Annotated in this window: 20 protein-coding genes and 1 pseudogene; 15 read left to right on the top strand and 6 right to left on the bottom strand. The window is 58.1% G+C overall.

What is annotated here, in order from left to right:
• The 8 genes and pseudogenes from BEN47_RS20645 to BEN47_RS21350 all read left to right on the top strand — a co-directional run.
• A pseudogene (locus BEN47_RS20645) lies at positions 1-99 on the top strand (4-hydroxy-3-methylbut-2-enyl diphosphate reductase); the annotation flags it as partial.
• A 118-nt stretch (positions 100-217) separates the two neighbouring features.
• Positions 218-856 carry a hypothetical protein gene (locus BEN47_RS05945; RefSeq protein WP_125921535.1) on the top strand — a complete coding sequence of 213 codons (639 nt, stop codon included), beginning with the start codon at positions 218-220 and terminating at the stop codon, positions 854-856.
• Positions 857-958: 102 nt separating this feature from the next.
• Positions 959-1693, top strand: a complete 735-nt coding sequence (locus BEN47_RS05940) for a conjugal transfer protein TraK (RefSeq protein ID WP_125921534.1) — start codon at positions 959-961, stop codon at positions 1691-1693.
• 22 nt (positions 1694-1715) lie between these two features.
• Positions 1716-2648 (top strand): DUF4138 domain-containing protein, encoded by a 933-nt coding sequence (locus tag BEN47_RS05935; protein WP_083322160.1) that lies wholly within the window; start codon positions 1716-1718, stop codon positions 2646-2648.
• Positions 2649-2658: 10 nt separating this feature from the next.
• Positions 2659-4083 carry a conjugative transposon protein TraM gene (gene traM / locus BEN47_RS05930; RefSeq protein ID WP_083322159.1) on the top strand — a complete coding sequence of 475 codons (1425 nt, stop codon included), beginning with the start codon at positions 2659-2661 and terminating at the stop codon, positions 4081-4083.
• Between the two features lie 29 nt (positions 4084-4112).
• Positions 4113-5000: a hypothetical protein gene (locus BEN47_RS05925; protein ID WP_070726110.1), complete on the top strand. Its 888-nt coding sequence runs from the start codon at positions 4113-4115 to the stop codon at positions 4998-5000.
• Between the two features lie 5 nt (positions 5001-5005).
• On the top strand, positions 5006-5545 hold the full coding sequence (locus BEN47_RS05920; protein ID WP_070726108.1) for a hypothetical protein: 540 nt from the start codon (positions 5006-5008) through the stop codon (positions 5543-5545).
• 18 nt (positions 5546-5563) lie between these two features.
• Entirely contained in the window at positions 5564-5752 is a 189-nt protein-coding gene (locus BEN47_RS21350; protein ID WP_125921533.1) for a hypothetical protein, read from the top strand.
• Between the two features lie 43 nt (positions 5753-5795).
• On the opposite strand, the gene BEN47_RS05915 is transcribed toward BEN47_RS21350, so the two are convergent.
• Both BEN47_RS05915 and BEN47_RS05910 read right to left on the bottom strand, forming a co-directional pair.
• Positions 5796-6698, bottom strand: coding sequence for an IS3 family transposase (locus BEN47_RS05915; RefSeq protein ID WP_070726105.1), 903 nt, complete (start codon positions 6696-6698; stop codon positions 5796-5798).
• Complete coding sequence (locus BEN47_RS05910) at positions 6698-7216, bottom strand: hypothetical protein (protein ID WP_125921532.1); 519 nt, start codon at positions 7214-7216, stop codon at positions 6698-6700. Before BEN47_RS05910 ends, BEN47_RS05915 begins: the two co-directional genes overlap by 1 nt.
• A 176-nt stretch (positions 7217-7392) precedes the next feature.
• Here BEN47_RS05910 and BEN47_RS21345 point away from each other — a divergent pair, with 176 nt between their 5' ends.
• From BEN47_RS21345 to BEN47_RS05880, 7 genes are all read left to right on the top strand, one after another.
• Entirely contained in the window at positions 7393-7554 is a 162-nt protein-coding gene (locus tag BEN47_RS21345; RefSeq protein WP_158010878.1) for a hypothetical protein, read from the top strand.
• A gap of 1074 nt (positions 7555-8628) precedes the next feature.
• The gene (locus BEN47_RS05900; protein WP_158010876.1) at positions 8629-14931 is read left to right on the top strand and encodes a LamG-like jellyroll fold domain-containing protein; all 6303 of its coding nucleotides are present in this window, start codon (positions 8629-8631) and stop codon (positions 14929-14931) included.
• Between the two features lie 22 nt (positions 14932-14953).
• On the top strand, positions 14954-15442 hold the full coding sequence (locus tag BEN47_RS20845; protein WP_125921531.1) for a hypothetical protein: 489 nt from the start codon (positions 14954-14956) through the stop codon (positions 15440-15442).
• A 14-nt stretch (positions 15443-15456) separates the two neighbouring features.
• A complete protein-coding gene (locus BEN47_RS05895; RefSeq protein WP_083322157.1) occupies positions 15457-15939 on the top strand; it encodes an OmpH/Skp family outer membrane protein in 483 nt (160 codons plus the stop codon).
• Complete coding sequence (locus BEN47_RS05890; protein ID WP_125921530.1) at positions 15936-16544, top strand: hypothetical protein; 609 nt, start codon at positions 15936-15938, stop codon at positions 16542-16544. Before BEN47_RS05895 ends, BEN47_RS05890 begins: the two co-directional genes overlap by 4 nt.
• A 37-nt stretch (positions 16545-16581) precedes the next feature.
• On the top strand, positions 16582-22185 hold the full coding sequence (locus BEN47_RS05885) for a hypothetical protein (RefSeq protein ID WP_125921529.1): 5604 nt from the start codon (positions 16582-16584) through the stop codon (positions 22183-22185).
• A 78-nt stretch (positions 22186-22263) separates the two neighbouring features.
• Entirely contained in the window at positions 22264-23031 is a 768-nt protein-coding gene (locus tag BEN47_RS05880; RefSeq protein ID WP_070726089.1) for an IS5 family transposase, read from the top strand.
• A 282-nt stretch (positions 23032-23313) separates the two neighbouring features.
• Here BEN47_RS05880 and BEN47_RS20840 read toward each other — a convergent pair whose 3' ends face one another.
• The 4 genes from BEN47_RS20840 to BEN47_RS05860 all read right to left on the bottom strand — a co-directional run bounded on the left by BEN47_RS20840 (position 23314) and on the right by BEN47_RS05860 (position 25894).
• Positions 23314-23586 (bottom strand): integrase core domain-containing protein, encoded by a 273-nt coding sequence (locus BEN47_RS20840; RefSeq protein ID WP_070726087.1) that lies wholly within the window; start codon positions 23584-23586, stop codon positions 23314-23316.
• Between the two features lie 73 nt (positions 23587-23659).
• Entirely contained in the window at positions 23660-24115 is a 456-nt protein-coding gene (locus BEN47_RS20835) for a DDE-type integrase/transposase/recombinase (protein WP_070726085.1), read from the bottom strand.
• A gap of 616 nt (positions 24116-24731) precedes the next feature.
• Complete coding sequence (locus BEN47_RS05865) at positions 24732-25238, bottom strand: hypothetical protein (protein ID WP_070726083.1); 507 nt, start codon at positions 25236-25238, stop codon at positions 24732-24734.
• A 143-nt stretch (positions 25239-25381) separates the two neighbouring features.
• Positions 25382-25894 (bottom strand): hypothetical protein, encoded by a 513-nt coding sequence (locus BEN47_RS05860; protein WP_125921528.1) that lies wholly within the window; start codon positions 25892-25894, stop codon positions 25382-25384.
• Positions 25895-25989 lie beyond the last annotated feature (95 nt).

The raw sequence follows: 25989 nt of genomic DNA, 5'->3' as shown, positions 1-25989 counted from the left end.
GCTTCGGCGTAGAATTCGCCATTCAGATGGCCGAAGACGAGCTGGCGCAGGGCCAGCAGCTGTATTGCCTGGGCGACATCGTACACAACCGCATGGAGGGCGGTAGCTCCGCCTCGGCTGGCCTGCCTTCCATCACCATGTCGGACGCGCTCAACCCTTCTTACCGGCAACGAGCCTCGGGCCTCTGGACTGCCTAACCTACTCAAATTCCTTTCCTATGAAACATACAACCTGCTCCCTCGTCCTTGTGGCGCTGGGCCTGACTACTTCCTGCCAATCGAAGGAAGAGAAAGCAAGTGCTGCCCTGGTAGACGCGCTGGAAGCCCACGCCGAAGCCGTGGCCGAAAGCCCGGCTGAACAAGCCCGCCTGGCTGCTCAAAAAGCCGCGTATGTGGTGCCGGCCGCGCTGCCGGCGTCCGCCGTCGATGTGCGCGCCGGGGTCGCGCTGCTGTTGCCCGAAGAAGGGTATTTGGAGCTGGTTTCAGTGAAGGGCCGGAACCTGCAACCGATGACCATTGGGCTCCCGCCGATGGCGCGCATTGGGGTAAAGGCCGGCTATCCCAAAGTAGCGCCGGGCTACAAAATCCCCTTTGAGGCGGTGTTGCGCTGGAAGCCCACGGGCTACGTCACCAGCAAGCCCAAGCAGGGGTCGATGGGGGTTCAGACGCCCAAAGATTCGCTTTTGGGCTTCTACATCTCCGAATTGAGCCTGGGACATAAGACCGTGGCGGTTCGGCCTGGGGAGCCCGTGACGGTGCAAGGGGCACTCTACGCCTACTTCGACCAGAACAACCCGCAACGGCTCGTCCTGTACCCCTACCAAAATAAACAAGTGTATCTGCCCCTCACCAAATAGGGGCGGTTGGGAAGAAAATCCCGGCCTTTCAATCGACCAGTTTTTCCTTAACCAGTTAAGAAAATGGACTCTGCCAAAAACTTAAGTACCTCCTTCTCCACCATGCGAAACCTCGCAATGGGGAGCGTCGCGGCCCTGCTGCTCGTCGCCCTGGCGGCGGGCTTCCTGGTGTACCGGGCCTACGAAAACAGCGGCCGGCGCGTGTACGTGGTGGGCCAAACCGGCTCGGTGGCCGCGCTCTCCGCGCCCACGACCGAAACGCATACCGCCTACGAGGCGCGCAACCTGGTGCGGAACTTCATGCTCACCATGTTTGGGCACGACCAGTACACCTACAAGGCCAACCTGGATGCGGCCCTGCCGCTTATCGAAGGTCGCGGGGGCCGGCGCATCTACGACGGGTTTACCCGTGGTCAGGTGCTGCAAAACTATGAGCGGTACGCGGCCCGCAACGTCGTAACGGTGGATAGCGTGACCATCGACATGAATCATCGCCCCTGGTCGGGCCGGGTGTACATCAAGCAGCGCATTTTCATTGGGGGTGAACAAAAGGAGCCGCTGCCGCTGGCTGCCAAGTTCAACCTGTCCGAAACCAACCGCTCGGATGCCAACCCCTACGGGATGCTGATTACCAATTTTGACTACATCGCCTACAACCCGGAAGTAACGCGGGAAGAAACACAACTCCTGAAAGAACAGGAAGCCGACCGGCAACGGGCGCTCCAAGAAGCGCAGCGCGGCGCGGGTGCTGCGGCTCCGGCGGCCGAAGAAGAAGCCCCGCTACTGGCCCCAACCCGGCCGGTAGCCCCGGCTGCTCCAGCTCCTGCCCGTCGCTAATCCCTGTCATTCCTTTTTCGTCATGGCTCCTTCTATGTTCACTAAAACCCTGCTGGCCTTGAGCCTGCCCCTGTTGCTGGCCTCGGCCACGTCGGCCCAAACTACCCCGTCGCGGCAACCCACGGCCGCGATGCAGCGGCCGGCCTCGTCGGCGGTTCGCGCTTCCCCTACGCTGCTGGACGTGGCCGTATCGGATAGCTCTACCACCTACCTCGTGTTCAGCGGCCCGGTGTCGCTGGTCGATGTGGGCATGGCCAATAACTACCTGGTCAAGATTGAGAACAACGCGGTATTTGTGCGCGCCCGGCGCAAGTCCCCGCCTCCTACGCCCATGCTTATCCGCTTTGGGAGCAAGTATTGGATGGGGCGGCTCGTGTACGTGGACCGGCCCGTACTTCAGCTCTACGACTTTCAGAAAGATGGTGCCCTAGGCATGACAATGGGCGGCAACGGCTCGGCCTCTGGTTCGGCTCCGGAAAATGAGCTGGCGCTGGATAAGGAGCTGGAAAAGAAAAACGCGGTCGAGGGCAAGCTCAACAAGCTCCGCAAGACGCGGGAGGAACATCAGGCGGTGGCCGTGGTCGATAATGATTTGGTGCTTAGCCTGGCCAACGTCCGCAACGACAAGGATTTTACCTACCTGCGCTTCAAAGTCATCAACCACTCGGCCATTGATTACAACGTCGATTTCACCGATTTTCAGCTAGTCGAAAACGCCCAAAAGAAGTTTCTTTCCAAGAAAAAGAACGAAGCGCGCCGGCCGCTGGCACCCTCGAGTGGGTCGGCCAATCAAAGTGTCACGGGCCGCACCACCGGCTACCTGACCTATGCCATCCCGCTCTACGCGGCGACCGACCGGGGCTACCTGGAGGTCACGCTTCGGGAGCTGAACGGGGCACGGGTACTGGTGCTGCCGGTGCCCTCGCGTGTTATCAACCGGGCCTCTACTATTTAATCCTGCGCTCATGGAACCTGCAAACACCCACAATCAAGCGCCGTCGATGGGTACGCCCGGCAACGACGACCAGGAGCGATTTGGCCCGGAACGGCCCGACGTGACCGATAAGAAAGCGACGCCCATCGAGGTGCTCCGCAAAAACTGGATAGCGGCGGCACTGGTGCTGGTGCTCGTGGTGGTCGGCGGCCTGTATCTGTGGCTGCGCTCGGCGACGGAAGCCGCGCAGCAGAACAAGGAAGTAGTGGCCGCGGCCTCGGAAAACATTGAGCCGGAAATTAAGGCTCCCAAAGCCGTAGAGGCCGCTCCGGCATCGCCTTCGGTTCAAATGGAACAGCAGCGCCGGCAGGACCAGGAGGCGCAGAATGTGCCCGCCCGGCCCAACACGGAAGAAATCGCCGAAGTGTTCGCCGTGGATACCACGGGGCAGGCCCTGCGCCGGAAGCGGCGGGCGGCGGCAGCGGCGACTGCCGCCCGTCGCCGGCAAGAGGAGGCCCGGTTAGCCGCGGCCGACGTGGATACCATCGAAACCACGATTCAGGATGCTACAACCGGCTCCTACCGTTCGGAAACGCTGGTCGTACCCCGTCGTCGGCCGGGTCAGGTAGCCGGCTCGGCTGCTCGTCGCGCCAGCTCCGGTGCGGCGCGGCGCGTTCGCAATGTCCTGCTGCCGGCCAACGATACGGACGGGACACCTTTTGAAACCGACCCCGATGTGCTCTCGATGCTCAGTACGTCGCCCCCGGAAACCCGCGCTGCTTACGAGCGCATGACGGGCAAGCGGTACCGCGACCCCAACGTGGCCGCGCAGGCCCTGGCCAACCGGGCCGGTGGTCGGGGGAGCAATCTGCCCGATGGATTTAATACGGTCAAGGTGGGCAACTCCTCGCGCCTGATGGCGCAAGGGCAACAGCAGGAACTCGTGCCGGACGTGTTTTTTAAATGCGTGATTAACGGGGAGCAAAAGGTCCGCACGGGCTCGGTGGTGATGCTGCGACTTCAGGAAGATGCCGTCGTGTCGGGCGTAACCTTTCCCAAAAATTCCATTTTCGCCGGGATGGCCAGCGTGGGCACCAACAACGTGACGCTGGAAGTAAACCGCCTCGGGCCGACGCGGGTAGCCGCCCAAATCTACGATTACAACTACATGCCCGGCATTATGATAGACCCGGTAAAGCGGGTGGCCAAGGATGCCAGCATGGCCGGGCAGGATTTGCAGCAGCAATCAACGCAGGAAGTAAGCACCGCTATTGACCGTTCGGCCTCGGCGGCTAACTCGGTGGTGGGCGTCGGGGGCCGCGTCGCAATGGGCGTGCTCGCCCGGCCCAAAACCCGGACGAAGCTGCGGGACGTGTTGCTACCCGATGGCTACCCCATCCTGATTACCACGGCGGCGGCGGGTCAAATGGGGCCGGCATCTGCTAGTGGTCGTTAATTCTTTTGATTCACTTACTCTCTAACAACATGAAAAAGACTCTTTTTCCGGCCCTGCTGGCTGCTGCGTTGGTACTGGCCCCGGCTGATAAAGCGGCGGCTCAGATGGTGGTAAACGACCCGCTGCACATGGGCGTACAAATTGGCGAGTTCGCCAAGCGCCTGCAACAGTGGTCCTCGACGGTGCAAAATTACCAGGTCGTGAAGGATGCCCGCCAGATTGCCGGCGTCACGAAAGACATTACCAGCCAGGTCAAAGACCTGACGACGGAAGGGCTGAACCTGCAAAAGCAAATTCAGGCCGACTTGCGGAAGGTAGCCAGCATTCAGGACTTGCGCCTTTCCAACCCGCAGGAGTTGTTTGCCCGGGCGCTGTCGATGAGCGGCCGGAGCCAAACCAACCAAATGATGCCGGTGTACGCCAAGGCGCAGCGTCTGCGCCAGGCCATGCAACTCAGCAACCCCGCGCAGGACGTGAACACCATGTTCGACGTGTTCTCGCGCTTCGGCACCAGCTCGACCGACCCGAACGGCAACATGACCAGCAACGAGTACCAGGCGAAGCGGCAGGAATCCACCGTTTCCCTGTTCGCAGCGGAGGAAATGATGGCCAAGCGCAAGCTGGCAATGGCCGTGAACTACTACAAAATTGCCGACGAAATGATCGCGCAAAGCGTGGAAATGCAGGCGACCTTGAAAAATCCGGGCCGTTACGCCATGACGGAAGGCGAACGAATGGCCGCGCTCAACTCGTCCAACGACAACATGATTAAGGCCATGCAGCTCCGCGAACAAGGCGACCGCTTGTTCATGGAAGCTTCGCAAGCCGGGCCGGCCCACCAGGCCGCCGAAGCGGTGTACGCCTCGACGCTCAGCCGGAACGCGCTCATTAAAATGGACCGTAACCGGCCGCGTTAGAACCTATGAAAAAGCTCCTTTTAGTGGTGCTGTTACTGGCTGGGGCCGGCATTTTGCCGGCCTCCGCTCAGCGCCACGTTAAACACATTTCAAGCTGGGGCGCGCACGTCGGGCGCTCCGAGAAAGGCAACTACTACGAGTTGAGTTATACGCCCATGCTCACCAACCGTCTGGCCCTGCGCCTGAGCGGCGGCTACGAAACCGGTAACCTGGCCACTCGCGGCGAATACTCAGTTTATCAGGGGCGGGTGTTCCTTTCCCCTCAACTGTTCCGCTTGGGGGAGTTCGCTTACGTTCATCTGCTGCTCGGCGCGGGGGCCGGCTATGAGTGGACCAATCAGAACGGGAGCGGGGAGCTGGCCACCGGCACCAAAGAACCCCAACGCTTCACCTATGGCCCGCAAGTAGGAGCCGAAGCAGATTTCTTTTTGGGCAATCGGCTCTCGCTGGTTGCCACCGGCACGAAAGGCTACCTCTTCAATAACCCTATGGTGGACCAATGGCCCGGCATGGCTAGCGTTGGCCTGCGGTATCACTTCCGCTAGTTTCTACCTCCTGTTCCTATGAAAAAGTTTGCCTATTTCCTGTTGAGCTGCGCGGCCCTTGCTACGGCCTCCAGCTGCTCGAAAGACAACGATGCTACGCCCACTGGGCCAAATGTCTCGTCCGGCAATAGCTATACAGGTGAAGGTGATAATCCGGCCTGCGCTTTACAGGCCGAGATGGTAATCCGAATTGAACTTTACAGGTAGGTAAGGTAAGTCGCCATTTTCTTTTGGCCGCTTGGACCGTGCGTCAGGTTGGGGCGGGAATGGCCACCGGCTGATAGTAATTTTTCCAGCGTCGTACCAAGGGCCCCTCCTGCTCGTGGGCTTGGTTCGGCGTCAGGAAGTCGCAGCTGCCGTGCGGACGCAGCTCGTTGTAGGCCCGCACCGCTCGCGCGACCAGGGCGTCGGCCTGGGCAAAGCCGGGCAGCGTATCGCCCAGGCCAAACTCGTCTTTGAGGATGCCGTTGACCCGCTCGGCCACGGCATTTTCGTAGGGGTCGCCGTTTTGGGTCATGCTCAGGGCCACGCCGTGGCTTTCCAGCAAACCCACGTACTCGCGGGCCGCGTACTGCAAGCCCCGGTCGGAGTGGTGAATCAGGGGCCGGTGCGGCTGGGTGCGGCCGGCCAGGGCTTGGTGCAGCGCCGCGAGCGTGCCGCGCACCGACAGGTCGGGGTGCAGGCAAGCACCCACGATTTTGTGGGAGTAGAGGTCAGTAATCAGGCTCAGGTAGCTCCAGCCGCTGAGCAAGCGCACGTAGGTGATGTCGCTGACCCAGACCTGCTCGGCCCGGCTCACGCTCAGGTGCTCGATGAGGTTGGGCCGCCGAAACAGCGGCAAGCAGGTCTGGGTGGTCACCACCCGCCGTTTGCGGCGGCGGATGAGCAGGCCGTGGCCGGCCAGCAGGGCAAAGAGGTAATCCCGGCCCACGCGGGGCGCGTGCTCGCCCAGGCGCGGCAGCAGCAAAAAACACAGCTTGCGCGTCCCCAGACGGGGCAAGTCTTCGCGAATGTCGGCGACGAGTGCCAGCACCAGGCCGTCGAGCAACGCCTGGGCCGTGGCCCGGCGCTGGTGGTCGTAAAATGCGTTTCGGGTCTTGCCAAACAGTCCGCAGAGCGTGCCCACACCGACGTGCGGGTACTTCCGGCGCATTATTTCGACGGCTTGGCACCACCCTTTTTTCGAATGTCGATTTTATAAGCCGCCTCGGCCTGGTCGATGAGCGTGTGCAGCGCTTCAATCTGCCACTGTGCCTGCCGCAGCTGCGCGGCCAGCTCGGCGCTACCCGCCGCCTCGGCGGGCGGGTCAGGGGCGGGCGCAGCGGCCACCGCCTCGGCAGCGACTTGCGCGGCCACCCACAAGCGCAGGGTCTGCTTCTCGCGCAGCCCGTACTTGAGCAAGGCGTCGGCCTCGGTGAGCAGGCCCGTGCGCAGTTCGCGCACGATGGCGTGTTTTTGGGCAGGCGTGTACACTTTTCGCTTGAGCATGGCGTAAGCGGCCGTGCCGTGGCGGCGCAACCACTCAATTAACGTAATGGGAGCGATGCCCATCGCCGCGGCCACCACGCGCTGCACCTCGCCGGCCTCAACGCGGCGCACGGCTTCCAACCGAAACGCAATAGGATAATGGGCTTGTTTGGTTTGCCGGGGAGGAAAGTCATCAAGGGTCATTTACCGGGAACTTGGTGTAAAGCTCTGGCCGGACGAGACAAAAAGAGTATCAGGTAGAGTACAAGGTTACCGCCAACGCGGTAGAATCGAACTATATCAGCTACACCAACGAAAGCGGCGGCACTACCACGTTGGGCGCTACGCCGCTGCCGGCCACCTACCGCTTTAAGCGCACCATGAAGCAGGGGGATAACCTAACCATTCTGGCCAGCCTCAGTGGGGGCACGGCGGCATCAGAAATTACCTGCGCTATCCTGCTCGACGGGAAAGAGGTTAAGAAGGAAACCGGCCGGGGCGTCAATGCTCAGGCAGTGCCGGTGTATGTGATTGGGCAGTAGGTCTGCCACCTATCGCAAAAGCAAAGAAGCCCAACCCAGTAATGGTTGGGCTTCTTTGCTTTACCTTCCTATGGTATTGCCAGCCTACGTAGCGGCTGGTGTGCTCGGCCAAGTGAACCAACGCTGCCAACGTGTTCGCCGGAAGTGATGGCGCGTTGGTGCCCCTTGGCGTCGAGGCTGACCACGCTGCCGGCCACATCCACTAGGTCCAACACCTGTGGCAGGGCCATCACTTTGTTGAGTTTAGCCGCCACCTGGGTCTGGACCAGGCACAGGCGCTGTTCGGAGGCCTAGACGCTGAGGAGTTGGACGCTGACCTGACACTGGCCGGGCCGGCAGGTGCCGTGAACGTTGCTACCCGGCTACGACTTGTAAGAAGTCCTGTCCCCAGCGGGTGCGGCTGGCTTTGAGTTCGAAGGAGTCCACGCGGCTAAAGCCCCGTTGCAGGATATAAGGAGAGAGAATTCCAGCGGACAAGCGCAGAAACTACACTAGCACGGTCTGCTTGTTACAGGCATAATCATAGATGTATTTAAACGGCTCGCAATTCGCTAATAATCGCACAGCACCAGCCAGATGATAGCACCCAGTTCGTGGAGGCAACGCCCTTCTACCCGAAAATCCGGTGCCTGCAAAAAACCCTCATCTTCTGCTTCTTTCATATCCCCTAAGTTCGCTAATTTACACTTTGGTGCTTATGCCCTTTAATTATTATAAACAAACCAGCCACTAGCAAATAATTATTGCAAAACAAAGATTAAATTATAAAATATAAGTGTGTAAATAATTCTTAAATTTTATATTGTCAAGCGCATACACTGTTATACATTTGCTGTATTCTGAATGGTAAGGCCATTTTGTTTTACTTGGTGATAGCTCCTTCCGCTGCTCACCGTGGTTTCGTTTCAAAAGTGGTTTTAAATAACCGCTTCCTACTGGTCTATTTGTTGCTCACGTTCTACCCACGTCTGCATGAAGCAAACGCTACGCTTAAGCGCAACAGCGCTCCTTGTCCTTTTATTCTCAGTCTACTCCTTTGGGCAGACGCCTGGGCCAGGCTCGCTTAGCGGCGGCTTGGTCACGTGGCTGCAACTCGACGAACAAGCTGGAAACCGCGCCCTTGACGCTTCGGGGGCCGGCAAGTCCGCAGTACTCGTTAACGGAGGTAATTGGCACCCCTGGGGAAAAATTGGTGGGTCCGTCCGTCTAAACAACGGTGCCGCGCTTCAGATTCCACTGGCGTGGCAGCCGGCTGCTTTTTCGATCGGGTGGTGGGTCTACGCCGATGCCGGCACCATTGGAAACTGGACCCAGACCGTTGGCGCTAGCCTGAATGCAGGCGACGTGTGGCAAGGGTTTCTCTTCCATGCTTCCTCGTCGGGCCGCATCTACACGGGCACGGACTACAATACTCGTTTAGAATCTGCGGACAATGCTTTTCAGGCCGGGGCATGGCAGCACTTCGTGTTCACTTTTAACCGGGGAGAGGCGGCGCTTTACAAAAACGGTACCCGAATCGCGTATCGTAGCTCGGGCATGACCATGCCGTCCCCATGGCAAAATCTCGCCATCGGGTCGACTACGCACTCCAATCTGGCCGCCGCCGGGTATTACGATGATTTTCGCGTGTACGACCGGGCCCTGCCAGCCAGCGAAGTGGCGCAACTTACGAGAAGCACGGCAGTCGCTTACACTCCCCCAACTAACCCAGCCGAGGATTTGGACCGCAATTGGAGCTATTCCCGCTCTTATGACGGGAACGGCAACGTTGCTGGGGAGAGTAAAAGCTTCGCCGACGCGTTAGGACGCGGTACGCAAACGCAGGTTAAAAGCCTAACCACGGGCCACGTCCTGGCCAAACAGACGGTGTATAGCTCTGGGGGAAAGCCAGTGCTTTCCACGCTGGCGGCTCCTACCAACAACACAGAGTTCAACTATAAGGACAGCTTTTTAACTAACGGCGGGACGAACTACCAAGCAATGCACTTCGAGGGCAGCAACGCCAACAGTCCCGCTTCTGCCGACCAACCGGCCACGCCGGGGTCGGTGGGGTACTATTACAGCGCGCAAAACAGCCTCGAGCCCCTGACTGCTACCACCAGCTACCCCTTCAGCCTCGTGGAAGAGTACACCGGGCCACTAGGCGGCACGAAGCGGGCCACCGGCCCCGGCGATGCGTTTCGCATGGGGTTGGGCCGGGAAGGGAAGACCCGGGAATTCCCCCTGCTAAACGAATTGGACCACTACCTGAGTTTGCGCCCGCAATTCGTGCCGGGTGCGCTGGCGGCGGGCACACTGCGTCTGAAAGGCGAAAAGGCCGTCAGCGTCAACGCCAACGGCGTGGAGAGTCTTAGTTTCACCGATGCCGACGGCAAGCCCCTTGCTACTTGCTTAAGCGGGTCCCAGTACCCGGGCCTGACCCTGACCGCGGCCATCCACGCAGACCCGGCCAACGCGACAGGGTTGCCGCCGTACCAGGACCTGCACGTTCCGGCGGCGGGACCCGTCACCTTGACCGTTGGCGGCAGCGGCAGCATCCGGGTGGTCAACCTGCTTACCGAGGCTGCGGTTACGTACGCGGCCCCGTGGCCTGCCATTACGCTGGCCCCAGGGTTTTACCGGGTGGTTTCGACCACGGATAATCAATCGTTGAGCTATTTAGCCCGCTACGGTGAGTTCAGCTACTCCTATTACGACGACGGGGGCCGAATCGTGGCCACAATCGCCCCGAAGGGCGTGGCCGCGGCCCGCGACCTGACCGGTGCGTCGCACGCGGGCTTATCGGGCCGGTGGGCTTTCAATGAGGCCACCGGCTTGACGACCAGCGACCAGTCCGGCAACGCGTTGACCGGTGCCTTGATTAACCAGCCCGCCTGGGGAACGGTGACCTCGCCCGGCGGCATTCCCCCGTCGCCGGCCGGGGGCAGCTGGTTGGTCTTTGACGGGCAGGACGATTACATGCGCCTCGGCGACCAACCGGCGCTGCGCATGACCTCTACGCTGAGTCTGGAGGCCTGGATTTATCCCACGAGCAACCAGAACGGCATTATTCTCAACAAAGAAGACGAGTACGAAGTCGCCCGCTTTTCCGATGGGTCCATTCAGTGGGCGTTCCGCAATACCGTACCGGGATGGAGCTGGGTGAACACGGGCATGAGCGCGCCGCTGAACCAGTGGTCCCACATTGCCCTTACCTACAACAACGGCGTGGTGACGGCCTATCTCAACGGCACGCAGGTAGGGACGCCGTACAACGGAGTAGGCCCCATCAGCTACCAGGGAGGAGAGTGCTGGATTGGCGAACGGTTCTACCGGGGGATGCCTTTCCAGGGCGCCATCGACGAAGTTCGGGTCTGGAACACGGTGCATCCGCCCACGGCGGCCACCACGACCGGGGAGTTGACCTACGTCACGCGCAACACTTACAGCGGAACTGGCACCCTGCTCGCAACCGAAAGCATTGACGAAGGCCGCACGGAGTATGCCTACGCCAAAGACGGCCGGATCCGCTTTTCACAGAGCGCCCTGCAGCGCCAGCAGGGCCGCTTCTCGTATTCTCACTACGACGAGGTGGGCCGGGTGGCCGAGTCGGGCGAGTACACTATGGACCCCAACCGCGAGCAGGGTCACATCTTTGAGGCACAGGACGCGCAAAGCACCGTATTTGAAGCCGAAGCGGGGCAAACCAACGCGCCCGTAGGAACCGGGGCCAGTGGGTACAGCGGCAGCGGCTACGTGGAGTACCTCACGGAACCGGGCCGGTACGTGACGGTCAGCGTGCGCGTGCCAGCGGCGGGCACTTACGTCCTCGGCCTCCGTTACGCGGCCGGCACCTGGGACCAGCGCACGATGAGCCTGGTGCTGAATGAGGGGGCTGGTTCCACAGAGCAACTCGCCTTTTCACCTACGTACGCGTGGAGTACCTGGGCCACGAAGCTGGTGGCGGTTCCCCTGCGGGCGGGGCTCAATACAGTGAAACTGCTCTACGGCGCTGGTGACAACGGCTACATCAACTTGGACTACGTGCAGGTTTTGCCGCCTGTTTACGAAGCAGAGCAGGCGAAGCACACCGCCCGGTATTATACTGGACAAGCTGGTGCCAGTGGAAGCGGCGTGATTGGCGACGTGAACGTCCAAGGCCGCTACGTGGAGTTCGCCGTTACGGCCCCGCAGGCCGGCACTTATTCGCTCGACCTGCGCTATTCCGCTGGAATAGCGAACAGCACGCGCACGATGAGCGTGTACCTTAACGGCCGGAAGGTGCAGCAGGCCAGCTTCCCCGCGACGAATTCGTGGACGGCTTGGGCCACCCATACCCTAACGCTTTCCTTGCCTGCCGGCGCCAATACGATTACCTACCAGTACGACGCCACCGACAACGGCTCCATCAACCTCGACTACCTGGCCCCGCGCTTGGTAGGGGCACCCAGCAACAGCGTGCTGGCCCTGCTGGAAGAGCGTCTGCCCGCCAACGGCCTGGATGCGGCCCGCTGCGCCCAGCGCAATCAGGTGTGGTACGACCTGCCCACGACCGATGCCCAGCTTAACGGCCGCGCCCAGGAGTTTGTGCTCGGGGCCGTGGCCAAAACCAGCAACGGCACCAACACCACATGGTACAGCTACGACGAGCTGGGCCGAGTGACGTGGCTGGTGCAGAACCTGCCCGGCGTGGGCGTAAAAACGGTGGACTACGCCTATGACTTTGCCGGCAACGTGCTGGAAATGGCTTACCAGAAGAACCAACCAGATGCCTTTTTTCACCACTACGCCTACGATGCCGACCAGCGCCTGCACACGGTGCACACCAGCGTTGACGGGCAGAGCGCCAACCGCACCCTGCAGGCCCGGTACTTCTACTACCTGCACGGCCCGCTGAAGCGGGTGGAAATTGCGGACCGCCTGCAAGGCATTGACTACACCTACACGGTGCAGGGCTGGCTCAAAGGCATCAACAACGCCCAGCGGGAACTTGACCCGGGCCGTGACGGCCCGAATGCTAACGGGACCCTAAAAGACTTGTTTGGATTGCGGCTGGACTACTTCGATGGCGATTTCGCCAGCCGCCAGCTTACGGCCTCAAATCCTTACATCCAGCCCAATCAAAGCGAAATCCGTTACGACGGCACGGTGCGGGCCAGCGCGTGGTCGACACCCGCTGCGCCGACCGTGCACGCCTATGCTCACCGCTATGACCCCAAAGGGCAGTTGCTGGAGTCTACCTACGGACAATTTTACGGCGGAAATTATTTTAGCTCCAGCGTGGCCCGACCCTACGAGGAGGGCAACCTGAGCTACGACACCCACGGCAATATCCAGAGCCTGCGCCGGCGCGACGGCGCGGGCACCGCGACGGACGACTTTGCTTACCGCTATACGGCCAACACCAATAAGCTACAGGCAGTGCACAACCCGGCCGGCGCCGCCGTACTCAGCTACGACTACGACGTCAATGGCCAGATGATCCGGGAGTCGGAGGCCGGCAAGGGGGACAAGTACTTGCAGTACGACGTGAGCGGCAAAGTCACCGGCGTGTTCCGCAACGCCAACTTCACCGGACCCGTAGCCGCCTATGCCTACGACGACCGGGGCTTCCGCAGTCGCAAAATCGTGTACAATGCGCAGGGCGTCGCCACGAACACCACGCACTACGTCACCGATGTGCAGGGCAACGTGCTGAGCACCTACGAGCAGCCCTTCGGACAGGCCTTGCAGCGCAGCGAAGTACCCCTCTACGGAGCGGGCCGGCTTGGTACCCTTACCCGCCTCGACGACGAGACGCTCGACGCCCGCTATGAGCTAAACGACCAGCTCGGCAACGCCCGCGTCATCTTCCACCGGCCCACCACCACCACCTACTTAGCCACGATGGAGCCGGACCAGGCGACGACAGAAGAGCAGCACTTTCAAAACCTGCCCGCCACCCGGTTTGCGGACGGCCGGGCCTACGATGGCAGCCACGTGGCTGCCCTATGGGAAGCAGGCGAGGGACCCAAGAAAGTGCTACAGGTGGAAAAGGGCGACACCGTAACTTTCTCGGCCCAAGCGCTGTGGCAAGATATGATATTAGCGGCTACTGGGGGAAACACCTCTTCCTCGCTGCGGGTAGTGCCCTTACTTATGCTGGGTTCCTTAACGGCAGCGCCTAGTGCCGTGATGGGTGCGGATGGACAACGCTCCCAGCCCATCCAGCTTAACCGCTTGGCCATCGGCATTGGCCTGAGCGGCTTCGGCGGAAAAAGCAAGACTCTGGCTCGGTCCAGTGCTACAAATACGATTCCCAATGTACTGATTCGCTTCCGCTATTACGATCAAAACAACGTACTCAAGTTGGAAAACACTAAGTACATAAGCGCTGGTGCGTTGGCGTGGGAGAATCTGCAGCTGGGTTTCCGCGCCCCCGATGTAGGTACGTTAGAATTATCCGTGCTAAATGCCTCGTCATATGTAGCCTACTTTGACCATGTAGAAGTGAAGCATACATCCAGTACTATTGTGCAGGAGCAGCACCAATACTCATATGGCTCACCTTTGGTGGGCTTGAACTACCTGATTGGCGATAAGCGGTATCGCTATGGTTTTGAGGGAAAGTACGCCGAGAACGACGAAGAAACAGGATGGAATAGTTTTGAGGCTAGAATGTACAACTCGAGGATAGGTCGATGGATGGCCCCAGACCCAGAGGGACAATTCATCTCTCCTTATATAGGCATTGGCAATAATCCAATTAAGTACGTTGATCCTGATGGCCGGGATGTTATTGTGCTAAACCAAACTGGAGGCGCATCAGGCTTGGGACATGCAGCCCTCCTTATAGGAAATGATAAGGATGGCTGGGACCTATTTTCCAAAAATGGCACCGAGCAAAACTTTACTGCTTATGGCGTTGGAAGTCATGATGACATAGGAGTCCACTATAATTCATTGGACGACTTTTTTACAAAAACGATAGCACAGAAGAAAACAGTGTATGACAGGGCTATACGCATCAAAACATCAATTGTACAGGATAATCGCATGCGCGTTGCTGCGAGAGCGCAAATCAACACCAAGTACAGTGTCATCGGTGCTAGTTGCGCAACAACAGTTGAAGATGCACTCTCCGCTGCGGACCCTAAGTTGCAATTTGGTTTAGATCTTGAATTTGCACCCAATCGTAGGTTTGAACAACTAACCACTATTTTAACTACCACTAAATATAATGGTTTCTCAGGATTTACTAATTCTACAGCTAATAAGGCTCTTAGGGCGAAATACCCAGCGCAAAATATATCCGGTGCAATTCAGACTGGTTTCAGGGCAGCCATAATGGCTAAAAGAGCTAGTGAATTGAAAGGCGTTGGGGCAATGCTGCCTAAATTCAGGAAGCTGCCTTACTAGGCACATCTACTATTTTATTATCATGGCTAGGTATGTAACCATCATCGCAATCTCATTACTTTTAATTATTGTAATTATTTACAATATGCCGGACAATTTATATGGCAAAGGAGGCATAAGTATATCACTTCAGCAATCAAAAGAGTTAGGTGTCCTAATTGCTCAGAAGACACCCAGTAAAAGCGTGTTTCACGTCGACAAATCAACCAGTTTTTATATTAAGGAAGTGTTTTATGAGAGAGATTGGCGGTGTGGACCAAAATGCCAAACAGCACTCGAAATAAGTAAGGATATATACCCCAACCACTTAGTTATAAAGTGCTCGGACAAATCAAATTTTGATGATTTAAATGGGTCTTGGTCAATTAAAGAGGCTGAAACAGGTGAAACAATAACTTCTAGTGGCAACAATGGCCTTATTTTTCAAAATTATAGCAAACAAGTAAGCCTGCCCATCAAATTCCTAATCTTCAAACACAGTACAAAGGTTGATTCTCTTGTCATTCGATAACATTTGATTTACACATGTATAATAAAAAATCGCTTTTGGTCATCGTATGTGTGTTGAGTTTAACTAGCGCTTGTAAAAGTCAGTTGAGTTCCTATATAAGGCCAAACTATTTATTTGCAGGTTACAATGGTGCTCGTTTAAGGCAGCAAGTCATGCTTAACAAAAGGGAGGTTTGGCAATCTAACCTTGATTCCCTAACTGACGAGATGACATCTCTGCCTGATAATCAGGCAAAAGCAAAGAGGCAAGAGTTTCTGCAATACCGTCAAGCTATTGAACAGAAAATACAGGTTGAGGAGGCCCGGATAAACCAAGAAATCTTGGCTGAAATTAATTTATACATCAAACAGTACGGAAAGAATAAAGGGTACGACTTTATCCTGGGAGCCACAGAAAACGGTAACATTGTTTATGCAGCAGAAGGCAAAGACATTACCGAGGACGTCTTAAACGGCCTGAATAATAAATACGACCAAGAACATCCCAATCGTCCATGAATGCACTACCACCTCGTGTATGGCTGGCCATTAACCTGCTGTTAGCAAGTTGCTCTCGGCCACTTAAAGAGGAGCAATACCAGGATTATCTCAAAGACAATACCAATGGCCTAACACAAACCCAAGATGCGGGAGCCGCAACGGTCACTTGCTCATACCGTTCACTTGACTTGCTGGTAGCACAAGAACTAGCCGGAAGTAGAGCCACACCGAAAGCGGTGGATTCGCTGCGCCACAATTATGCAGGCAAAAGCTATTTATCGCTTTCGCTGACCCAGGACGGCACAGAAATCGAAAACCAATTCGTCACTGACAACAATACGTTTACCAGAGCTCTCACATACCTTAGTTCCGGCATTGCACAGGATGTGTATCTCTCTACTCTGACTCCTCAAGCAGATTCGGTCAGCGCATTAATGGCTCTCTACCCGCGGCAATATGGGGTTACGGGCCGCTCCACCGTCCTACTGGTATTCGACACCCATCGGTTGGACTTGACACGCGGCTTCACGCTCACTTATCACGACACGCATTTTCAGCTCGGCACTATGCGCTTCCTCTTCAAAGCTGCCGATTTGAACAGATTGCCTGCTCTCCAATTTTAGCCTTTCTCTGATCTGATAACTTTCTACCCATCTTATCATGTTGTTTCGTAATCGCCGCCTCGTTCGAGTTGTCGCTTGTTTTCTGCTTCTCGAAACCCTCGGCAACGTCATGGCACCAGCCGTCTCCTGGGCGTCCATGGGGCCCGGGCAGCCGGAATTCACCAGTTATGAGTCTCCGGGCTCCAGCGACATGGTGAATCTGACCACTGGCGATTTGACCTATAACATTCCAATTCTGGACGTACCGGGACCAGAACGCAGTTTCTCGCTGCCGCTCACCTACCGGGCCGGCGTCCGGCTGGAACAGGAAGCTTCCTGGGTGGGACTGGGTTGGTCGCTCAACCCTGGCGCCATTGCTCGCAGCCTCAATGGCTACCCAGACGACATTTCTGGAGAATTTTATACATCAAATTACCGCAAGGATATCAACCGCGGGTGGTACGGTGGCGTACCTGCGGTACTGGACTTGGCCTGGGATTCCGAAACCGGCCACAGCGGCACAGCAGACTTATTGGGCCTAGCCAGTGTAGGGTGGGAAAATGGTAAAATCAATTCTGGAGACTTGGTAGGTGTAAAATACACCAAAGGCGAAGGGATTAGTGTCGACCCGGTACGCATGGCCTTTGCTGCCGTGACTATTGCTTCGTTAGGCAGTGCCGCACCGGTCTCAACACTAGGACACACGGTAAGTACGGGGGCCAAAATTGCTGCTATCGGCGCAGAAGCCGGCTTACAGCTAGGCAAAGCCGCCGCAATCGGCACGGCTATGAGCATGGTGGGAAGGGCCAGTGGGCAAGGTGGAGGTTTTAATACAGTCACCACTAAGAAGGAAAAGAAGTTTTTACACACCAACTATTGGGTCTTTTTTAACGATACAAAGGACGAGACAATGTTCGGCTCGTTGTATTTTCAGAACATGAGCGCCGAGGTGTCACCCTGGGCCAACCAAGGCCAGAGCGACGGTCCTTGGATCCACAACGGTACGTACGGCACGGGTAGGGAGAAGGCCAAGGTCTATCATTATTATCACAACTACTCGAACTCCGGCAGTCTTACCCGCGAGGTCGGGGCCGACCTGCAACAGGAGATGACGCCCGCTGACAACGGCGATTACCTGCGCTCCAGTTTACGCCAGCTCAGCATCGCCCACGACGACTTCTCGGTCATGGGCGCCGGCGTGTCTGGCAACATCCGCCCGTACCGGCTCGAGATGGGCAGCGTAGCGTCTCCCAAGAAAGGCGCGGCTACCCATTACAAGTACAGCGTGACGCCTTATCTAAACGATTACAAGGTTCCCTTTCGGTACGACAACAGCGCTGCCAATGGCTATGATTACCATTTTCTGGATGCCGGCACCAACCCCGACGTTTTTGAACACCTGGGCATCGCCACGGGCGGCAGCGGCAGCCCTTCCGGCGACGTAGACAACAACGGCTTGGTTATAAAGGACCCGCGCCTTAAGTCCCGGTACGATAATATTGCCTCAACCGCGCCGGCCCGCAAAGGCATCCGCAACCAGGCCGCCGCTTCCGGCGGCCGGGACCGGGCTCTGGTGCAAGGCAAGCACGTAGCGTGGTGGTCGAACGAGGAAATCATGCGCATGTACGCCACTTCCACTGACGGCGACGGCTCCATGCTGGAATTCTACAAGCCCGCTTCGCGCCCTGCGATGACCTATGGGCCCACGGGCGAAACCCGGCAAGAGTGCACCAACGATTACGGCTACGACGAACGGTGCTGGGAAGAGCCGGTTTACGACAGCGTGGCCACGGGCGGCGAAGTACACAACCCGTGGCGGCTGACGCTGCCGGGCAAGGGCATCGGGGCCTACGCCGTCACGGCGGAAGACGGCACCACTTATCACTATTCGCTGCCGGTGTACCACTACAGCACGTTCACTAAATCGACCGAGAAGAACCCGACGCAAGGCTCAGCCGGCGTGGCCACGACGCGTACGGGAACCAATAGCGGGGCGTATGCCTACGCGACCACATGGTTGTTGACGGCCATTACTTCGTCGGACTACGTGGACCGCGGGCAGCGGGGCGTGGTTGACGACGCCGACTGGGGCGGGTGGGTGAAATTTGACTACGGCAAGTTCGCGGCGCGCTACAAGTGGCGCCAGCCGTACGTTGGCTCCTCCTACACTGAGGACGACAACGCCGACAACTTCATGGAGGGCTCCAAGCAGACGTATTACCTGAATTCCATCCGGACCCGCACCCACACGGCGCTCTTCGTCAAGAGCGTGCGACGTGATGCCCGGGGCCATTTCACTCCCAACGGTCAGAGTAATTTGGGCTTAAACGAAGCAATCCCTGCCTCTTCGTTGCGGCTGGATGAAATCGTGCTGCTCACCAATCAGGACCTAGCCCGGCTGCAAACCGAAAACGGCATCCGACAGCCGGGCGACAACGCCACGGTGCCTGCACTCAGCAACAACACTGGCGACAACGCACAAAGCTCCGACGCGGCCCTGCGTGGCGGCAGCACGTATCGTTACGTGCTGGACCAGCAAGATTTGAGCGCGGATGCGCGCATTCGCGCTTTCGTCAATGCCCAGGCCTTGAAGCGGGTGGTGTTCAACTACAGCTACCGCCTGTGTCCGGGCACACCGAATTCATTCGCCAGCCTGATGTCGCTACCGGCCATGGACGTGGCCCAAATTAGCACCGGGCGCAGCGGCAAGCTCACGCTGGAAAGCCTTTCCACTTACGGGCCCCAGACCACGAAGCTTATGCCAGACTTTCTTTTTCGCTACGGCAACAACCCAAGCTACCACCCCGAGAAATGGGACGGGTTTGGCCTGTACAACGGCAGCGGCTACGCCGGCAAAAACGGCCACGCGGTATCGTGGAACCACGAAACGGCGTCCCAGGACGGCGCGGCCTGGTCGCTGGCGGAAGTGGTGACGCCGCTGGGCAGCAAAACTCAGTTCACCTACGAGCGCGACCAGTACGCGCACGTGTCAGAGTTTGGCACCAAGGGCGTGCGCTTTGCGAATACCGACTGCTCGGCCACTTTCACCGCTTCCAACGCGCCGGGCGACTTACAGCAGTATTACCGCCCGGGCGACTACGTGAAAGTAGACGGAACCGCACGCTACGGGGCCAGTTGCAGCTATTACGATGCGGAATACGGCACCCAGTACTATTCAACGGATTGCGAGCAGCCCTACAAAAATCAGCGCGTTCGCATTGCCAGCGTTACACCCAATACAATCACGCTGGACCCGGCGGACGCCCCGGGTCCAGCGCCGTGTACCGCCGATGAATCCGAATGCGGGCCCATGACGAACTTGGGAGCGGTCTTGTATACGACGCTTCCTGCCACGGTCAACGGAGGGGACATTCGGGTAGCGGCGGTGACCACGCTCGACGAAACCAACCGCTCGTACCAGGTACGGTACCGTTACCAAGATGAGACGGCCCTGCCCATTGCGAACAGCGCGGGCGTCATTTCAAAGGAACCGGAATTCGTCACGCGGGTGCCTCACGCTCATGACAATCTTTATGATTATCCTTCCACGCCCGTTATGTATAGTAAAGTTATCGTGCTGCGGGGAAATTTTGCGAACAATAGCGATGCGGACCATGACCAGCGGGAGGAGTACGGCTTTGTAACGCCTTCGTCTGACATGATTCAGATCAACGAACGCAGTCACGGACAGTACTACGGCTTCACCTATGATGGCTCGACCATTCGATACGTCAACCTAGCCACGCGGGCCAATCACATCAAAGTGGACGTGGGTCAAATGGGCCAGGCGACAATCGTTCGTAAGCGCAATCGCCGGGGTGAAGTAGAATTCGCCACCACGTTCAACTACGCCAAGCAGATGCTCAACGCGGACGGAATAGCCGGCCAAGGCAAATTCACGGAAGGTGTCGTGACCAACGAGATGCTCAACCGTAATAACTACCGCATCAACCGCTCTACCAAGGAGTACGTGCCCACGGTGCTTGCGTCGACCACCACGGTCGCCAACGGCATGCGCGTGACCACCCACAACGACCTCTACGATTTCTTCACCGGACAAGTGCTGGAAACCCGGGCTCAAAACGCGCTGGGCGATGAGTTGGTAACCAAGACGGTGCCGGCGTACACCCTGGCCCCCTACGCGGCGATGGGCCCCAAGAGCGAAAACGGTACTAACCGCAACATGCTAACGCAAACTGCCGCGACTTACGTGTATAAAAAGAGCGCGGTTACCCCGCTCTCCTTGCTGTCGGCCAGCGTGCAAACCTGGAAGAATGCCTGGCTCTACCGCACCTACAATGCCGCCGCCGACCGCTACGAGGACGTAGCGGCCCCGTACCCCGTGTGGCGCCAGCACGAAACGTACGTATGGAACGGCGCCCGCCTTAACAGCGACGGCACCTACGCGGGCGTCGTGGCCTTCGACTGGAGTCGCTTGTTTGCGGGCGGCCAGCACGTCAACTGGCTGAAGCTGGGCGAGAGCACCCGCTACGACGAGTTCTCCCGCCCCCTGGAGGCGCGGGGTGTAAACGGCCGCTACGCCGCCAGCAAAGCCGGCAACGGGCAGACGCAAACCTTCGCCAGCGCCGGCAACGCCCGCTACACCGAAATGGCGTATTCCGGCGCGGAAGACCAACTGGCCCCGCTACCCGGCAACGGCGCGGTTCACTTCGGCGGCGAGGTTCGCGACGGGGGCCGCCGCGATGCATCCTACCACCACGCGGGGCTCTACAGCAGCAAGCTCACGGCCGGCCAAACGGGTTTTACCTACCGGGCGGTGGCCGGCGATGCCCAGGACGTTCGGGTGGGACGTCAGTATCGCCTCAGCGCGTGGGTCCACAGCAGCGACGCCGGCCGCACCAACGGCCGGCTGTACGCCACATTGAACGGGACAACGCTAGGGGAGGCGTCAGTGGCTTCGCCGACCACCAAAAAAGCGGGGGAGTGGTACTTGCTAAACCTATACGTTACCGTGCCAGCTTCGGCAACAGGGCAGTTGCTGGTGGTGGGCACGCGGCACGCTGGCATCACCAATGACCCGGTATACGTGGACGATTTCCGGTTCCATCCCCTCACGGGACCGCTAACGGCGTACAACCATGACCCGCACACCGGACTTGTCACCTACGTTCTGGACAACAACAACCTGTATACCCGCTTTCAGTACGACAATGCCGGCAAAATGATCCGCATCTCAAAGGAAACGCTCGACCAGCCGGGTGACGGTTCACCAGCGGAAAAGCCGGTCAAAGAACATGCTTATAACTACGCCCGCATGCGCGTGGCTAACTGGCACCGCACGGGCGAAGCGGCCTGTGCCACCAACCCCGACGGCTCGCCCACGGGGTACCGTCGCTACCGCATTCAAGACATTAACCCCCTCAGCAGTACTTACAATGCGTTGGATTGGGAGCCCGGCGAGTATACCAACGATTGCCCCCCGTGCGGAGGCCCTCACACCAAGTGGGTTTCGGGAAGTTGCGAAACGGCTTACGAAAGCGGTTGCGTAGATAGCCAGTATAACCCTTCTACGCAGATGTATACAAACATTTACCGTTACGTGTATTCGGACGGTACCTACGACGACGAACCCCGGTCGGAATCATTCCAGTGTCTTTCATACCGGGTGCAGAAGGCAAGCCAGTCTACGGTCCAGCACTAAGAGCCTGTTAAGGATTCTAAGTAATTGGTAGACAAAAGAAACCAGCCAGGTTACTTCCTTTTCCTCATCCGACCAAAGATGTACGAAACGGACCTGACTGATTTCCAGTGGCAAGTTATTGAAGAAATCCTGCCCGATACGCGCCGCCGCAAGCACTCGCTGCGGCTGATAGTCAACGCGTTGCTGTACCTGACCAAGAGCGGTTGCCAGTGGCGGCTGTTGCCGCGCGAGTTTCCGGCGTTCCCACTGGTCTACTACTATTTCCGGCGCTGGCAGGCCGACGGGCGCTGGGCCCAGCTCAACCAGGCCCTGGTGCGCCGCCACCGCCAGCGGGCCGCGCCTTCCCGCCAACCAAGCCCGAGCGTGGCCGTGCTCGACGCCCAGTCCATCAAATACAGCGAGCGGGGCGTGCCGGCCAAAGGCTTCGACGGCCACAAGAAAATACAGGGCCGCAAGTGCCAGCTCGTGGTCGACACCGGCGGCTGGCTACTGGCCGCCCACGTCGGCCCGGCCCACGAAAACGACCGGGTAGGCGGGCAAGCAGTCCTGGAAAAGCTCCACCAGCAGGGCTTTGAGCGCCTCGCGTTGGTGCTGGCCGACGCCGGTTACGGCGGTCAGCACCTGGCCGAGTGGACGCGGGCCCACTGCGGCTGGCGGCTGGAAACGGCCCCCGGGCTGGTCGGCAGCGGCGGCTTTACGCCCGCGCCCACCCGCTGGGTCGTCGAGCGCTCCATCAGCTGGCTGCACTGGGACCGGCGCCTGAGCCGCGACTACGAATGCGAGACCAGCAGCGCCGAAGTCATCTTGCTTTTGTGCAGCATTCGACGCCTTATTTGCAAATTTTAACAGGCTCTAAGCAAGTTTATTGAACGACATCTTTTAACAACACCCAAAGTTGTAAGTTAAAAAGGCTCTTACCTTGAGGTAAGAGCCTTTTTAACTTGTGGTGAAGAATTAACACCTCCGAGCGAAACATAAGCACTTGAAAAAATTCCGGGTCAATGGTTGCGAGTTGTTACCCAGTAGCTACGCTAACACTCAATATTTTTGCCATGCATCTAACGGCATCAGCCTTACTTATGGCCTTGGTTAAAAGTTTGGTACAAAGATTAAAATGAGGTGGTCTGATTAGGCTGGACAGTTTAGGGCAGTGGTTTGAAGAAGCTGTTGGTGAGTGTGATAGGGTGTATGATAGCCAATACTGGAATGCAGCCGGTCGCAATTGTAGTAGTCGAAATAATCGGCAACGCTGGTCTGGGCGTCGGCCAGGTCGGCAAAAACGGGCCACTCGCGCCCTTCGAGCACTTCCGTTTTGAGCCGGGACCAGAGGCTTTCCGCCTGGGCGTTGTCGTAGCACTCGCCGCGGCGGCTCTGCGAGCGCACGGCCTCGTGTTTGTGCAAAAGGGGCGCGGTAGGCGTTGCCGCAGTACTGCCCGCCGCGGTCGGAGTGCACGAGCAGCCCGGGCGTGGGCGGTTAGGAGAGAAAGCCCCGCTGCAAGGCCGTGGTGACCAGCTCCTCGGGCATGGTGGCGGCCGCGTGCCAGCCCACCACGTGCTTGCTGGCCACGTCCTGAAAAGCGCATAAGTAAGCCCAAGTGCCGTCGGCGAGCGGCAAGTACGTGATGTCCGAGACCCACACGCGGTTGGCCTGGGTCGGCTTGGGCTGGTCCAGCAGCCGGTTGGGGGCGCAACGCAAGCCGTGGGCGGAGTCGGTCGTGCGCGGGGCATACGCTTTGGGTTGCAAGTCACGCAGGCTCCGCCGCTGCATGGCCGCGCGCAGGCGCTGGCGGCCCACCCGGTGGCCTTGTTCGCGCAAGGCCACCCGCAGCCGGCGGTTGCCGTAACGGCGTTGGTGGACGCCAAAGGCCTCGCCCAGACGCGCAGCGGCCCCAACGCGGCCGCTGCCGGCGTCTGGGCGGCTTTTTGCCACTAGTAAATGCGTTTCGGGTCGATGTTCAGCGCCCGCGCGGCGGCTTAGGTCGAGCGGCTTTGCTCGGCCAGGCGCAGGACTTCGGCGCGGAAGGCCGCGTTGTACTTGCGACATTTGTCGGGTTTCGGCGTGTCTTTCATGACGAAGGAAAGATACCACCCTGTTCTGTCCAGCCTAACTAGACCACCTCAACCTTGACCCTGTCAATCGGTGGCTGTCACGCAGGTAGAAAAGGGGCTAAAAGTGGAACCACTTGCGTAGCCTGCTGGCCCCACCTTGTTGACCTGTTTGGCCCACTCAGCGATGCTGCCTACAGCAGGGCCAACGACGACCAGTCAATCCGGGATGAACGAGGTGACGGCTCGCTGGAGAGTTGGCTATCGCGCAATCTTTAGGGCGAGTTCAACTTCTCCGGGAAACCATGTAAAAGCCCGCTGATTGGATGTAGGGGTATTATTCATGGTCAAGCTGAAGCCGACTTCAAGCCCGTCGTTTAACCTCTGTACCAAACTTTTAATCAAGGCCACTTATAGCGAAACCAGCTGCTACTTAACCGAAGCAGAATAAAAACGATTCAACGTAGTTAAATCATCCATACAGACCGGTGAAACAGTGCTCACCGGCTTGAATAGTGGAGGTTGAACGTTCCACTCGTGACCGGTATGGCGCGGTTACGATTGCTACCCGAGCCGCAGGCAGTGCCGCTAAACGTACCGCTGACAGTATGCCTGACGCTATCAAAGCCTATGACATCAATCATACGATTCGGGTTCGCACAATTGCGAAAGTCAAAATACTGCGCCCGCCCGTCGGTAACAGCCGTGTAGTAAACGCCGCTGAAGGAGCGCGGATCCGTCACAACAAATCGTTCGGGTCGGCGCCGGAATTCGGCCAATCGCACCACCACGCGGGCCCCGTTGGCGGCATTGAGAGTGACAAGCAACTCATTGGTTTTGCGGTCCAGAACAGCCGATGAGGCCGCTGGCACAACCGCAAAGACTTGGCCGTTTACCCGCACTGCAGCGGTGTTAGCCGGCTGCGTTTTTTGCGCGAAACTAGAAAGGCTGACAGCTTGCCCCAGTGCCAGGGCGCAGAGGCTGGCAGCAAAGTAGTTAATTCCCATGGGTAGAAAAAGTAAAAGTGCCTATTCGATAAAACAACGGGGACATCTGACGTAATCGCGCTAGCTTAATTATGCTGAACTGTTGATGGTAGCTCACAACGGGTAAATGGCTGGCATGGGCGTGTGCAAAGGGCATCGCAGCATCACTGCACCTCCGCATAGGGCAGGTTGAATTGGCCGTTGGTCAATTGCACTGCGCGGGTATTGCTCCCAGTACCGCATACGGTGCCGCTGAACGTACCGCTGATGGTATGCTGGCTGGCATTAAAGGCACTAATCTCCACCGTCCGGTTATTGGAACTGCAGGCGCGGGGGTCGAAATACAAGAACCGTCCATTAGCTGCCTCCGTGTAATACGGGCCACTGGGTGAGTTTGCATCGGTAATCACAAAGCGAGCTGGCGCTTTCTTAAACTCGAGGAGCCGGATCACCACGCGGCTGCCGCCGCTGCTGTTCAAAGTAACCAAGACTTCGTTATTTCGAGTATTAAGCGTAACGGTTGAGGCACTTACGTTGGCGGCCAAGTTCTGGCCGTCGACCACCACGGACGCTGTATTAGCAGGAATAGCGGGCGAAGGAGCATCTTTTTTGCCCGAACATTGGGCCAAAAAAAGTGCCGCCGTCAAATTGCAAATTAATAGAAAATGTTTTTTCATAAATCAGGGATTTCTTAAGGAAATTTAATTGCTTGACCCTAACCTAAAGGTAGTAACGATAAGGCAAAAAGGTATATAGTTTTTTGTTTAATCCG

This window comes from Hymenobacter lapidarius (genome assembly GCF_001816145.1).
Classification (GTDB): Bacteria; Bacteroidota; Bacteroidia; order Cytophagales; family Hymenobacteraceae; genus Hymenobacter; species Hymenobacter lapidarius.
The sequence above is the reverse complement of the archived record's forward strand: the minus strand, read 5'-3'. Positions and strand labels throughout refer to the sequence as shown.